Raw genomic sequence first — 13,160 nt, 5'->3', positions numbered from 1 at the left:
TGGTGATTATGGATGTGACACTAACCACCCAGGACAATGAAGATACATGTATAAGTGCAGAATTTTGGTGTTTGGCAGAAGACCAGTTTGATACCCAGATATTATCAGAAGGGCTGTGTCTGATCCCAACATCGACAAGAAAAAAAGGGGAATTAACTCAAGGGAAAATACCTGCTCCTGATACGAGTTGGGAAATTTCAACATCATATGAGGCTTCACTCGATATCAACAACCAACTTCTCCCGCTCCTTCGTATGCTAGATGGAAAACAAAAAACTTTACAAGATTTAAAACAAGAACATAATCTCATCTATGGAATCGAATTGTTCATCTATGCGTACGAGAGACAAATCCCTCGAATGAAGCTGACACAAGAAATGATCGAATTTATGAGTGAGATCGGAGGCATGGCGAGGATAAACATCATCATCTACCCTGACGACCTGCCTCCAGACTTGGAACTCAAAGCCTCCCAAGGTACAAGTATCAAGGTAGCCTTCCTGGTCAAAGGAGCTGACACGCAACCGGACTTGAACCCACAACTTCTTCAAGTTTCCCCACACGCATCTTGGATACAAGGGGAACAGACGTCGGATGGGGCAGTATGGTATCTCGAAACGTTAGAGGAAGAAACAGATGATACAGAGGAATTACTGCTGGCAATGATAGACACGTTAAAAGAGGAAAAAGAGTCACTTATTAGTCAGAAAGAAGAACAAAACCTGTCATATGAAATCGTCGTGTACGCTCATGTCAGAAATCGGCAAGAGCCTGCGATCACTGCAAAAGAAAACGTCATCTCATTTTTGCATGAGATTGGAGCTACGCTTGAATTCGTATTGTTCTACACGGCAGAAGAAAATCGGTATGAAGACGACGGATTGATATAAGAGACAAAGATCTCTTGATGTCCAACATTATGAAGTAAACAGGAAGAGAGGATAACTGATATTACAAAGAAAATCGGGGGCTTAGGTGCTCCCTATTTTCTTTGTAATTACATGGGGGAGGTTTTTTCAATCCAATACTATTCATTCCTCGTCTTTGTGATTTTTCTTCATATCACGAAAGTGTATAACTTCATCGAGAGCAGACTCAGCCCTTTCGATTTCGCCATAGTTGTTGGTATGGGAGTTTTTTGGCTATTACTTAAATGCTGTGAATACTTATCGGTTGTATTGGAAAAGGTATGTATCAAATTAAAAATTAAAGTATGGCAATTGTATGTGGTCGCATTGATTTTGTATTTTTTATTTTAGTTTCTTATGTACCATACTTTGATCAAACGAAAGTGTGAACAGATTCCCCACGCTCGAAAGTATCTTCTACCCTTGAGACTGGAATGTATTTTTCTGCCTGACTAACTCCTTCGTCTTAGGGTATCAAACCAACCTGCTGACATGGTGCCCGCGAAAATAATTGTAGAAGGGATTTTATAAGACACTACGAACCTAAATAGGTCCCCCCTCAATGCTTCACTTGGAATGAAGTCGCCATCCAGCAAATGATCCCGCTAAATACTATGAATCGAATAATATGAATAACCTGATTCCTCTCCTTAAACATAATGCAGCCAGAGATTTAATAGTCTAGGGGTACATCCACATGCCCATCAAGCTAAAAACCATCATTTTGGAATCAAACAGCTGAAAAAAATTAAGGGAAATAAGGTTTCGGGAAAATAGCGTTACCGACCTGTCTGAAAAATTAGTCCATAAAAAAAGAGACGGTTCTCCCGCCTCTTCTCATTTTACTTGTGTAACCCAGTTGACTCTGTTTTTCTACCATTCCGTTTCCGTTTTGTGTTCAATTATGTGTACGACTTTTGGTTCAACTGCTTTCATCATTTCTTTCAGTGATTGCTCGGTGATCGGTACTCCATCACCTTGAAGTTGTCCTCTAGCCTGTGTTTCTGCAATCACATCAAGCACTTGTTGTTTCGTGACATTTTTAGATGCTGCAATCTCCACAACAGTTTTACCTTTTGCTAATTCTTGTTTTAATTCTGTCGGGCTGATTTTTAGTAAAGCAAACAGTTTTTCATCGTTTAAAAAGTTGTCAGCACTATAATCAGGCTTACCATTTATAGAGAATAGGCCCTCTACTTTAATGTTTGAAGGTGTATCAGAAGGTGTATCAGCTGTAGGAATACCTACGATCTTAGTAAGACTAATGGTATTGTCATGAACAAAAACCTGGTAGACCGGTTTATCGAACATCTCATTGGTGTAATTCAACATCCATGTTTTTTGATTTGGATTCTCCATTTGCTCGATAGCAACCTCGTACGTTTCGACGTTGCCATACATTTTATCAATAAGATCATTTACCTTCGCCTTGATTTGCTGATCGGTTAAAGTAATGAGTGACTTCTCCTTAGGCTCCCAATTTTCTTGAATCACGTGTTCAATCTCATCCGTACTACCGTTTGTATGGAGGGTAATCTTTTTGCCGGTTCCTCCTTTTTCTTGTAGTACGATGCTTGTTTGTTTCATGTTAGTTACATTTTTCCCTTTGGATACATCACCTTGAACGTTGCTTGCATCGATAATCTCAAAGGATTTTGTTTCAGGATATGCGAGATACAGCTTCTCGAGCGTTGATTTGCCAACCTCATCCACTTTGACTTGTTCAACAGTCATCGGTGTTCTTGTAGGCATGTCAATCACGCCAGAAGCCGCAAATGCTGCAACTGGAATCAAAATCGCAGTAGCAACCACTCCACCAATTAAACGTTTTTTCATAATTAATTCGCTCCTTTTTGTTGTAAATAATGTGAATTGGATTGTTCTATTTGTTCTCTGAATAAGCAGCTTACACACTATATTGCCTCTTTAGCGGAAAAAGGTTCGGTTCATATCTTATTTTTTTTTTGCATCGTGAGCAGACCTCATGCCCATCAAACGAAGGAAATTACTTTTCACGAAAGAAGAAATCGGAATACCTCACCCTATCAGTGGAAGACATTATGGATCGTCTACAACTTGTTTCGTTAGCTTTTAATGCAGGTCCTGGGGTGCTAACAACCGACGATGTAGAAGCTATGCTTGCCCATGCGTTGATATATCCTTTTATTGGCCCAATTACAACAGCTCAAAGTGATACTTGTTCAAAATTAGTCAGCAAAGCATTTTCATATGATAAAAATTTGAAAACAAGAAGAAATGAAGAAGCAACTTTATTTTGTAAGGATATGAAATATACCCACAAATATCCAGTATATACACTATAGTTTAATCGTTTTACGACATAAACAAGAAAGGTCAGCCTAAAGGTTGACCTTTCGGATATTTTCTATTCTATTAGCACAGAACTTATTACAATAACCTTCATTCATTTAATCAGTAATTTTTTTAAGCTCAAAAATAGTTGCCTCTGATAACAAGATAAGCCTATCGTTATTAACAACAAAAAAACCTACACTTACAGGTATGCTCATTTTTGTAGAAGGGTCACTTATATCTATTACTTTTACCACATCATTTATATTTAAGTCTGGGATATCTATTTTATATAATCTATAAAAAGAGTCAGAGTTATAGCATGTCGCTGTAATCTCATATAATGGATTTTTTAGTTCATGTTGATATTTCTTATAGTTTTTAAGTCCTTTTGATGAAAAAAAGTCTTTTTTGATTATAAGTTCATCTCCAATAAATTTTTGCCCTGTTGGATATTCAGAAGCATCATTATATGAATTTGCAAATCCTAAAAGCTTCTCAACTTTCCAAGTTCCATAGAAATATTTTCCAGTTTCACTATCCAAATTTATACGTTCTACAGTACAATCGGATGTGTTTTTTGGAATAATAGACTCATCCGTTTCAGGTTTAGGCTCACTAGAAGTATTTGGGTTTGATGTCATTTCAACATTTCCACATGCCGATGCTAGCATCAACATGATCATGATACAAACCAATAATATTTTTTTCATATTTCACACTCCTTTTTATTTTTTTGATTGTGTCACAATCTCTTCAAACATCATATGGCTATTTACTGCGTATAATTTTTTTTGCGGTGATAGTAGGATTCAATATGCCAAATCACTGCCGTACGCACTTCATTTGCGTATTGTGAAAAGCTTATCATTAAGCCATTATTGTTTGGCTTTGCCCAAAAGCTCTCCATTGGAGCGTTATCCCAACAGTTCCCTTTTTGGCCTATGGAACAGCCGATAGCTAAGCATCCTTTGATAATGGTTTGAGCACTATCGGCTCACTACGTTTATGATATTCACCTGTTATGACGTTTTGGCATACAAAAAGTTCCAGGGATTTTTTCCTAAATATTTTCGGGTTCTCAAGCTCCGTCTCTGCTATTCCTTCGCATTAATTCGCTTCTGCTTACGCAAGCACACAAAAAAGGCCCTCGCATTAGCGAAAGCGGACGCTATCAATCTGGTACTCACCAAGATGGCGGAATCCTGCCCTGGGACGACATACGCCAAACTTTCCTGGCTACAGGCGTGGCATATCCGCGATGAAACCTATTCGGCAGCACTAGCTGAACTTGTGAATGCGCAATCCCAACAGTCCTTCAGCACATGGTGGGGAGATGGGACAACTTCATCATCAGACGGCCAGTGGTTTCGGGCTGGCGGAACAGGCCAATCCGCTGGTCACTTTAACGCAAAATATGGCAAAAAGCCTGGCGTTACGTTCTGGGAGGGAGCGACCATTTGTATGAAAGTGCGCTCTACGTTAGTAGGTCTTATTTACGGTTTGGTGACTATGTTTTTTTTGAGTTTTATCATTTCTTTTCTCGGAGATTTCGCAGCTGGCGGCATGGCGGTTGGGGGAGCATCGTTTGGGGGATGGTTATGGTTTTTCGCGACATCGCTATTTCCTGTCTCTATTATTTCTGGTATTTCAGGTTACTTCCAGGCATTCAGGAACATTCGCCTATGGGGATATTGGGTTTTATGTGCTTTTCTAGGTTTTATAATCCCCCTTTTCATGGGGTCAGTTGGTGCTACGCTGATGCTTATTTTAGAGTATGGCTTTGAGCGTGTAATGACCCCGTCAACAGAGATTACAGCGAATGATATCATGCATGACTATTTTAAATTAGCACCCCTATATGCCCTGATAGTACTACCAGTTACGACACCCTTTTTGGCTCTTTGGCTCAAAGGAATGCAAGCTTTTCTAACCTATGTTGAAAATAAGTGGAAAAAGGAGACCTTGTGAGCTGTAAGGATCGAATCTCCTTCGAACCTGCCAGATCATTATGAGGGTCAATAGGCTAGTAAATGGGGTACCGCCAGCAAAGTAACCAGAAACCCACGTTAAGGGGAAAAGTGCCGTAAAATACGCCTTTTGCGACAGTTTTTGTGGGGGCATAACGGTGTGAATCGGCATTATTCCCTTCGTAATCAGTGAAAAAAGTGACGCAAAAGTTTCTTAGCGTTGGTTTTATGTCATTTGGTTGGCAGTCGCCCAAACAAGAGCCTCAACTTTTTAGTTGGGGCTCTTGTTATAAATTAGAGCGGTCTTGTTATAAAAAAATTTTTAAAAAATCTCCATTTGGGAGGGCCTACGACTTAACTGCTTGCGGGTTAGACTCTAATTTTTTTCGAAGTATCCCTAAATATTTCCGTTTGAATTTGTTTACGCCTTGTTGAGATATGCCTAAATGCTGTGCAACTATTTCTTCTGGAACTCCATTGATCACGACTTGCTCAATAATAAATCTTGCTTTATCTGGAAGGGAATTCAACATTTCTTCTAAGTGTAACTTAGAATCTACAGAAGCCATTTGATTCTGCCCACAGATATTTTCTATGATCGGAAGCTCTCTGGTGGAAATCTTCTTTGCTTGATACTGCAACCGCCAAGCGATCCTTCTCAAAACTCTTCTACACTCCTCTATTAATAACTCATCGTTCATGCTTTTCACCGTCCTACCTTATAGGTAAAAAAAGAAGGTAAAAAACAACCGTTTTTTATAAATTATTCCAATAATAGAAGGATTGCGAAAACAACAAGAAGGGTTAAATTCCCCACAATCCATAAAACGTAATATGACAGATGGCAGTAAAGATTCACTTATCGCAGCCAAAAATAACCGAATAAAAAAGCTTGAAGAGGAAAATAAACGGCTTAAGGATGAATGATTAAAATGACTGATCTACGATAAACTTTGAAAATACAAAAATTCCACCTATTGTGAACAGATAGTTCAATAAATACTTGGGGTATTCTGGTAAAATATTTTAAAGGGGAGGAAGTTTAATGAAAAAGTCTACTAAAGTTGCTGCAATCCTACTGCTTGAGGCTGTTGTGGTAACTGGCGGTATTTGGACTTCCAACACTTACGCTTCGGTTAATGAGGAAAATGAAGTACACAATTGATGAGCGCTTTGATAATGATAAAGACAAATAGAAAGTGTACGAAAGTTTTGGTACTCAAATGATGGATATAGATATGGATTCCGTATCGGTAGAAAAGATTGAAGATGAAAAAATGAGTGTTACGTTTCATTATTCGAACGAACATGTTTCGGAAGATATAACTCTTCCAGTTGTTAAAGAAAATGATCAATGGAAAGTAGTAATTGAAAATACAAGATAGTACAACAGCAATCTCTGAACGAGTTTCCGAAGCCGATTGGCCTGAATAAAAACACGTAGGAGGTAACCGTATGAAAAAAAGAAATGTAATTCTTTCTGGTCTTTTTTTAGTCGGCGTTGTCTTCGTAGGTAATGAGAGAAAAATATGAAGAGGATGTAGCTGGTCCGTTTATTAGCGTACAGGATGAAATTATGCAACAGTACGCTAAACCCGGCGATTCCATTCCGACTATTCTTTTGGATGAGGCATTAAAAGAAGGCTATTTCGCGTTCAATAGACAAGATGGGGAAACCTTGTCTTTCAAAATCAAGTATGACAATGGGTCATGGGAATACAAGTTGGAAAAATAGTTTCGAAGTTGCTTCTAGTTAGCCATGTACCTCTACTACTGATTTATCATTTGGTTGAAAGGGGAGTATTAACGATTAGCATAAAAAAATTTAAATCTACGAAAAAAATAGCACTAGCTACTATTGGTTTAATAACAATTGTAGGACTTGCTGTTTACTATATAGGTGGCTTGAAAAAACAGAGTTTTCTTTATTCCAGTGATACAGATTATAAAATTGTTTCGGGTGAGGCATGGTTTAGGGAGACCTTTAATAACGTGAAGGGTCTCGCTGAAAATGCAGATATCATTGCCGAAGCTGAAGTTATTTCTCAAAAAAATAACCCTAATTATGAAAGACTAGATGTGTATACAGTCTCTGAATTAAGATTAACGAAAGTCTATAAAGGTGATGTAGAGCTAGATGATACAGTATCTGTACTGGAAACTGGAGGGGAATTCGATGAAAGAGAGACGGCCAAATATTTCGCAGGAAAGCCAGGATCTAAATTAGTGAGTGATGATCTTGGTGAACCCAGAATAATATCGGTAGGGATTGCAGGAAGTATTCCTATGAAAGAAGGAAATACATATTTTGTTTTCTTAACAGAAGATGACGATGATGTCTATAACATAGTAGGTTCAGTTCAAGGAAAGATAAAAATTAATAGCGAGAACACTCTCGTTTCACAAGTTTCTCCAGAGACAATAGAACAGCATGGTGATCTTTATTTCCTCCAAGAAAATTATTCAGGGTTGAATATCGCAGAACTTAGAAAAGAAGTTGAACACCTCATTGCATCCTCTCCCAATTAGCAACCCAAAGTCTCTCTCATTACGAAGTAGATAGAAAAAGAAGATAACGGATTCGTAGGGGAGTTTTTTGCTATTACTAAAAAGTTGTGAATGGTTATGTAGTGTATTGGAAAAGTTTTGTATCAAGTTCGAAATAAAAGGATGGTAGAGGGATTGCGATGGAGGACATTATCATAGAGCCAGGAATAGGGGTTGGCCCCATAAAGTTAGGAATGACTAGGGAAGAAGTAAAGGCTTATGAGCAAGAATGGCCGCTGAAATATGTGACATTTCTGATACAGTATGAGGAAAACAAAGTGAGTTTTATCGAAGTTCCCATAGATACATACAATATTAGCGGAGGATTCAGTTGTTTTGTTTACGGTATCGATGTGGTTCATACAAAGGCGACACCATTAGCGGAAAAAATCGATAAGATATCAAATTATACACAGGATGAAGGTGCAAAGTGGGGCGACAGATACGCTTTTCCTGAGATAGGTTTAGGTTTTTGGCGAGATGTTGTCTTAAATGAAGAAGATTTAGAAACAGAAGCATTTAAAAATTTGGACCCAGTAATACAAGAGGATAGTCTAAGGAATCAATATTTCAGTACCGTTTTCGTCATGTATCCAATGGTTTAACAGGGGGCATATGTAGTCACTATTATTTTGTATTTCTTATTTTAGCTCCTTACGCATAATATTCACCCGTTTCTGTTCAGGGGACGGGTTTTTCCATGTTCAGTAATTTTTCGCCTATGTAACGTGAACCAAACTCTGCGTTCTCGTGAATATACAGTAGAGCAAAAACGAGGGGAGGGAACGCTGTGGATGAGTGGGAGTTGATTGCCAAATGCCAAGAGAACGAGCCTTTGGCCTTCGAACAATTGGTCAAGCCTTATCTGGCAATGGCATACCGGACGGCGTATTTGATCATTCATGACAAGCATCTGGCGCAAGATGCTGTTCAGGAAGGGCTCATCGAAGCGTATCAGCACATAGACCGACTCGATCCAAAACGGGGAATGGCCTTTCGCAATTGGCTATACCGGATCATTACGTTTCGGGCTCTGAATCTGGTACGCAAGCAGAAGCCTGCTGTGGAATATGAGGAGATGATCCCGGAGGAGGTGACGACACCGCTGGATAACGTGATCCAGCGAGAGGAGCAGCGGCAAATATGGCAGGCGATTCGCAGCATGAAGGCGGAGCATCGCGCGGTCATTATTCTTTACTACTACGAAGGCTTCAGCGTGTCGGAGATCGCCAAAATTACGGGCTCCTTTGAGGGGACGGTCAAATCGCGGATGCACAAGGCCAGGAAGCTGATCGCACAACAATTGGACAAGGATGGCATACGATCGGATTTTTTGCGGGAAGGGGCAATGACTCATGACTAACGAGGAGCGGCAAGTCCAAGAGACGCTTAGGAACGTAGCGGGAGCTGTCGAGACGCCGAATTTTCAAATGCCAGGCAAGAATCACGTAGTGCAAGTGAGAAGACGCTCAGTTTTTCGAAGCAAAAAATGGACATCCATCGGCATCGCTTCCGCGGTCATAGTCGCTCTGCTCACAAGCATGCAGGTGTCCCCATCGTTTGCGGCCTATGTCAAATCGATCTTTGCTCAAGACGGGTTCGATGAAGGCGTACAACAGGCGGCGAGACAAGGCTTCTCCGAAACATCGAATCTTTCTGTTACCGATCAGGGGATCACCTTGGAGGTAAAGGAAATCATTGCTGATCCGGCGCAGGTAATAGTAGCTTTAATGATAAAACAGTCGGATGACAAGCCGTTGCTCCCTACATATCCGTCAGCGACAAACGCAGAATCCAATGCCGTTGAATTGCTGGATGCCAAAGGGGAGGTCATGACTGACAAGTGGGGAACTACCTTTGAAGAAAATGTGGGAATCGTCCGGTTTATCCTCGGGGAAAAAGAACAGGAGCCCCTTCCGAAAACGTTGTCGATCCATTTTGATGAAATCGGTGATAGAAAAGGAAACTGGAAGCTGCAAGTTCCGATCACGATGGCAAAAACAACGGCTGCAACGACTGTGCTGCCTGTCAATCAAACGCAAGTGACGAAGCATGGATTGAAGATGACCCTGCACCAGATCGTCAACACGCCAACGGCCACCCGAATTGAGCTGGAGACACAATGGACAGAGGCGTCCAAAAAACAATTGGAACAAGAAGCAAAAAAGCTAACCGGAAAGACGATGAACCCCGATTATGCTCTATTTCTTCCGTATCAGCAGTACAGGCTGGGATATTACTACGAGGGAACAGATGGCAGCAAGGGAAAGGAAAGGCTCATGGGAAGATCACATTCCATTGATCGCTATGGGCATTTCCGCTGGATCACGGACGACGATCCGTTGCCAAAAGACAAAGCAGCGACACTCGTCATAAACAGCTTCCATAAGGTGATACCGTATGATATGAGTGTCACCTTTCATCCGGATGAATTGAACAAGAAGCCCGTAATCAAACAAGTGGGAGAAGATATCTTTACATTGAAAAGCATCAAGCTGGCAAAAGATGATGATTCGGGAAAACAGCAAATGGAAATGGAGATCGATGTACTTTCCAAAGATATTACGAGAATATACTTGCCTTGGTGGGTACTTCAAGATGGGCAGGGGACAACCTACCGGGCTAAAATGGGTGGTCAATCCAAGGGACCTATTGATCAGTCAGGACGGGAGCGAGCAACGTACAAAATTCGGCTGGAGGACAGCAGACATTGGGAAGGAGGAGAAATAACCAAGCTCCCGGAGAAGCTCACCCTACGACTAGATGCTGTTCAGAAAAAATATCCGCTAGAGTGGAGAATTCCAGTTCCTAATCAATAAAGAAGAAAACCGCCCCGGTACAAGGGCGGTTTTTTCTACGTTATTTCGCGACCAACTGCGGCTCTTTCTGCCCAAGTCGGATTGTCGCTTCGCTCGGAATCCACATGCCTGTGTTCTCGTCGCGTCCTTGCAGGACTACCGTCGGGTTTGCTTTGCCCATCTGCTCTGCACCTTTGGTAATTTGCTGCCCAATTTTGCCGCCCTTGACGCGGTTTACGACAAGCACGAGCTGCACGCTGTCCAGCTCTGTCATCATCTCGAAATCACCGTTGCTATCGCCTGCGATGAAGATAGGACCATGACCATACTTTTTCACCAGTACATCCTGGATCACTTCCGTCTTGCCGTGGGCTACCGTGATCGGGTAGTCAGGCTGGTACATATTCGTGATCCGTCCGTTTTCTGTTTTCAGACGCATGCCAATGATGTTCTCCGCTGGGAGATTGTAGCCATATTTCGGGAGAGTAGCGAAGACACGAACAACATCTTCCAAGGAAGCACTCACGACATACACGTCGATGCCATTGGCACGTAGCGTGTTCATCAGGTTTGCGACTTCGGAAGTGAGGCGCAGACCCGTTGTATGGGAGGCTTTCACCACGCCTGTTTTGCCTGCCAATGATTTCGGGCTCGTCCAGGTTACTTTTTGAATCGCCATACCGAGGCCCAGATCATTGGATGCTTCCGCCAACTGTTGCACTTCTTCCACTGTCATGTTCGTGAAGAGGTAGAGTACCCACGGATAGCCAATCGTGTTGCTGTGCGTATCGTTGATCGCTTCATACAAGAAAAACAGCTTAGCTTTGAAATCTGCGAATTGCTCTGTTGCTGTCACTTCCTCCAGCGACTTCGTTCCTTTAAGACCTTGATAATTTTGATATAAGTACGTGTAGTCGGCTACGAGATCAGTCGCGATGGCATCGAGCGTGACAGTCTTGCCGTCGACATTTTTATACGAATCGGAAAACGGTCCCTCTGGTACATTCGTGCGGATGACCTTCCCGAATTCTTCTGGTGTGAGCTTGTAAGCCAAATGGTTGATCTGGTAAACAAACAGCGCTTCCTCTGTGTCATGCATGATGCTCGTATTGTCCCAGTCAAAAACGACATACGGCTTTTTGTTGGCATGGTAGGAGGCACTCTTGATGCCGTTTTTCTCAATCAATTCATGGATGGCTTGATAAGTCGCAGGTGCCCATTTCCCCTTGTCGAGCATCTGCACGTTGGTGTCCTTGGCCAAAGCTGGCATCTGCATCGCGAGTAGAGCGACGATCATCAGCATGGTCAGCCACCACGTTTTGTGTTGGGCTTTTCTGTGTGACATGGTTGTCATCCCCTTCTTCTTTTTCTCGATCCCTCAAATGAAAACGTTATCATTTCTTTCAAAAGAAAAAGGCCTTCCCCACGCCTATTGATAAAGCGCGGGTGGAAGACCTCATTGTCTTAAGCGTTTTCATTTGTATTCTAATCATACTAAATTTAACGACAAAAGCAAGAAGATTCCGATAAACATAAGAAGGGCAGGACTAACGATCCAATCTAGCGAAGACAGAAGAGTTTGCAAGAAAAAAGTGGATATAATCTAACCATAAGATAGATGAAAAGGGATGATTCTTACATGACATTGATAGAATCCAGCAAGGCCATTTTGATGAATTGCTTGGCATTACAGGCGAATGAGACATTTTTGGTGGTGGCCGACGAGCGGAAGCGGGACATCGGGGAGGCGCTCTGGGAAGCCGGTAAACAGCTCGGTGCAGAAGCGATGCTGATGGTCATGAAGGAGCGGGAAAAGTCTGGTCAAGAGCCTCCTGAGGCTGTTGCAGCGGCGATGAAGAGCGCAGATGTGGTGGTATGTGTGACCCAGCACTCTTTGACGCATACAAAAGCACGAAAAGAAGCAGCAGCAAATGGTACAAGACTCGCTACCATGCCAGCTATTACGGAAGACATGTTCCTTGCGGGAGCGATTTCCGCAGACTATACACAAGTAAAGGCACTCACCGAGCGCGTGACCGAGATGCTGACCCAAGCAAGCACCGTGCGAATCGAAAAAGCGGGTAAGTCACTGACGTTTTCCATCGCAGATCGCAATGGGGTGCCGAGTACAGGCATGTACGTCAATCCGGGGGAATCCGGCAATTTGCCTTCCGGGGAAGCGTATATCGCCCCACTGGAAGGGACAGCAGAGGGACAAATCCTCGTCGATGGCTCCATCGCCGGTATCGGAAAAATTGATTCTCCCCTGTTACTGACGGTCCAAAATGGTCGGATCACAGAGGCAGAAGGAACAGCGGGTGAACGCCTCCTGCAAATGCTTGGAGACCAAGATGGGCGGATGCTGGGTGAATTCGGAATCGGAACGAATGACAAGGCGCGTATCACGGGGGTTGTGTTAGAGGACGAGAAGGTGTACGGAACGATTCACGTAGCCTTTGGTAGCAACAACACGTTTGGTGGGACGATTGTCGCGGGGGTACATATTGATCTGGTTGTCAAAGAGCCGGATGTGTATTTGGACGACAAATGTATCATGAAGAGTGGAAAACTATTGGCAACTTAGGACAAACTAGATGGATAGGAAGGATGAATCCCGATAGTAA

The 13,160-nt window shown here is 42.2% G+C and carries 12 protein-coding genes and 1 pseudogene; 9 read left to right on the top strand and 4 right to left on the bottom strand.

The features are described 5' to 3' along the window. The first annotated feature begins 8 nt into the window (after nucleotides 1-8). Nucleotides 9-890, top strand: a complete 882-nt coding sequence (locus ASG16_RS04470) for a DUF4279 domain-containing protein (protein WP_056489253.1) — start codon at nucleotides 9-11, stop codon at nucleotides 888-890. Nucleotides 891-1,781: 891 nt separating this feature from the next. On the opposite strand, the gene ASG16_RS04460 is transcribed toward ASG16_RS04470, so the two are convergent. Continuing rightward, the gene (locus tag ASG16_RS04460; protein ID WP_056489255.1) at nucleotides 1,782-2,744 is read right to left on the bottom strand and encodes a hypothetical protein; all 963 of its coding nucleotides are present in this window, start codon (nucleotides 2,742-2,744) and stop codon (nucleotides 1,782-1,784) included. 224 nt (nucleotides 2,745-2,968) lie between these two features. Here ASG16_RS04460 and ASG16_RS04455 point away from each other — a divergent pair, with 224 nt between their 5' ends. Further along, the gene (locus ASG16_RS04455; protein WP_241970687.1) at nucleotides 2,969-3,232 is read left to right on the top strand and encodes a hypothetical protein; all 264 of its coding nucleotides are present in this window, start codon (nucleotides 2,969-2,971) and stop codon (nucleotides 3,230-3,232) included. A 105-nt stretch (nucleotides 3,233-3,337) separates the two neighbouring features. On the opposite strand, the gene ASG16_RS04450 is transcribed toward ASG16_RS04455, so the two are convergent. Further along, entirely contained in the window at nucleotides 3,338-3,934 is a 597-nt protein-coding gene (locus tag ASG16_RS04450) for a hypothetical protein (protein ID WP_056489256.1), read from the bottom strand. Nucleotides 3,935-4,349: 415 nt separating this feature from the next. On the opposite strand from ASG16_RS04450, the pseudogene ASG16_RS04445 reads away from it, so the two are divergent. Continuing rightward, a pseudogene (locus ASG16_RS04445) lies at nucleotides 4,350-4,667 on the top strand (Tn3 family transposase); the annotation flags it as partial. An 871-nt stretch (nucleotides 4,668-5,538) separates the two neighbouring features. On the opposite strand, the gene ASG16_RS04435 reads toward ASG16_RS04445, so the two are convergent. Then, nucleotides 5,539-5,892: an RNA polymerase subunit sigma-24 gene (locus ASG16_RS04435; RefSeq protein WP_056489258.1), complete on the bottom strand. Its 354-nt coding sequence runs from the start codon at nucleotides 5,890-5,892 to the stop codon at nucleotides 5,539-5,541. Between the two features lie 875 nt (nucleotides 5,893-6,767). Between ASG16_RS04435 and ASG16_RS31150 the strand changes: the two genes are divergently transcribed. The 5 genes from ASG16_RS31150 (at nucleotide 6,768) to ASG16_RS04400 (ending at nucleotide 10,557) form a co-directional block, all read left to right on the top strand. Then, nucleotides 6,768-6,926, top strand: a complete 159-nt coding sequence (locus ASG16_RS31150) for a hypothetical protein (RefSeq protein ID WP_241970686.1) — start codon at nucleotides 6,768-6,770, stop codon at nucleotides 6,924-6,926. Further along, nucleotides 6,902-7,720, top strand: a complete 819-nt coding sequence (locus tag ASG16_RS04415) for a hypothetical protein (protein ID WP_056489260.1) — start codon at nucleotides 6,902-6,904, stop codon at nucleotides 7,718-7,720. Before ASG16_RS31150 ends, ASG16_RS04415 begins: the two co-directional genes overlap by 25 nt. A gap of 158 nt (nucleotides 7,721-7,878) precedes the next feature. Next, complete coding sequence (locus ASG16_RS04410) at nucleotides 7,879-8,343, top strand: hypothetical protein (RefSeq protein WP_056489262.1); 465 nt, start codon at nucleotides 7,879-7,881, stop codon at nucleotides 8,341-8,343. Between the two features lie 185 nt (nucleotides 8,344-8,528). Further along, on the top strand, nucleotides 8,529-9,101 hold the full coding sequence (locus ASG16_RS04405) for an RNA polymerase sigma factor (protein ID WP_056489264.1): 573 nt from the start codon (nucleotides 8,529-8,531) through the stop codon (nucleotides 9,099-9,101). Further along, complete coding sequence (locus ASG16_RS04400; RefSeq protein ID WP_056489266.1) at nucleotides 9,094-10,557, top strand: DUF4179 domain-containing protein; 1,464 nt, start codon at nucleotides 9,094-9,096, stop codon at nucleotides 10,555-10,557. Before ASG16_RS04405 ends, ASG16_RS04400 begins: the two co-directional genes overlap by 8 nt. 40 nt (nucleotides 10,558-10,597) lie before the next feature. On the opposite strand, the gene ASG16_RS04395 is transcribed toward ASG16_RS04400, so the two are convergent. Continuing rightward, nucleotides 10,598-11,881, bottom strand: a complete 1,284-nt coding sequence (locus ASG16_RS04395; protein WP_056489268.1) for a haloacid dehalogenase-like hydrolase — start codon at nucleotides 11,879-11,881, stop codon at nucleotides 10,598-10,600. A gap of 294 nt (nucleotides 11,882-12,175) precedes the next feature. Here ASG16_RS04395 and ASG16_RS04390 point away from each other — a divergent pair, with 294 nt between their 5' ends. Next, nucleotides 12,176-13,120, top strand: a complete 945-nt coding sequence (locus ASG16_RS04390) for an aminopeptidase (protein WP_048035206.1) — start codon at nucleotides 12,176-12,178, stop codon at nucleotides 13,118-13,120. Nucleotides 13,121-13,160: the final 40 nt, after the last annotated feature.

Origin of the sequence: Brevibacillus sp. Leaf182, from assembly GCF_001423865.2 — a bacterium.
Taxonomy (GTDB): domain Bacteria; phylum Bacillota; class Bacilli; order Brevibacillales; family Brevibacillaceae; genus Brevibacillus; species Brevibacillus brevis_C.
The sequence above is the reverse complement of the archived record's forward strand: the minus strand, read 5'-3'. Positions and strand labels throughout refer to the sequence as shown.

Bases quoted from the DNA above. Each gene is read 5' to 3' on its own strand.
- ASG16_RS04470 (WP_056489253.1), top strand. From the start codon at position 9: ATGGATGTGACACTAACCACCCAGGACAATGAAGATACATGTATAAGT.
- ASG16_RS04460 (WP_056489255.1), bottom strand. From the start codon at position 2,744: ATGAAAAAACGTTTAATTGGTGGAGTGGTTGCTACTGCGATTTTGATT.
- ASG16_RS04455 (WP_241970687.1), top strand. From the start codon at position 2,969: ATGGATCGTCTACAACTTGTTTCGTTAGCTTTTAATGCAGGTCCTGGG.
- ASG16_RS04450 (WP_056489256.1), bottom strand. From the start codon at position 3,934: ATGAAAAAAATATTATTGGTTTGTATCATGATCATGTTGATGCTAGCA.
- ASG16_RS04435 (WP_056489258.1), bottom strand. From the start codon at position 5,892: ATGAACGATGAGTTATTAATAGAGGAGTGTAGAAGAGTTTTGAGAAGG.
- ASG16_RS31150 (WP_241970686.1), top strand. From the start codon at position 6,768: ATGCAACAGTACGCTAAACCCGGCGATTCCATTCCGACTATTCTTTTG.
- ASG16_RS04415 (WP_056489260.1), top strand. From the start codon at position 6,902: ATGGGAATACAAGTTGGAAAAATAGTTTCGAAGTTGCTTCTAGTTAGC.
- ASG16_RS04410 (WP_056489262.1), top strand. From the start codon at position 7,879: ATGGAGGACATTATCATAGAGCCAGGAATAGGGGTTGGCCCCATAAAG.
- ASG16_RS04400 (WP_056489266.1), top strand. From the start codon at position 9,094: ATGACTAACGAGGAGCGGCAAGTCCAAGAGACGCTTAGGAACGTAGCG.
- ASG16_RS04395 (WP_056489268.1), bottom strand. From the start codon at position 11,881: ATGTCACACAGAAAAGCCCAACACAAAACGTGGTGGCTGACCATGCTG.
- ASG16_RS04390 (WP_048035206.1), top strand. From the start codon at position 12,176: ATGACATTGATAGAATCCAGCAAGGCCATTTTGATGAATTGCTTGGCA.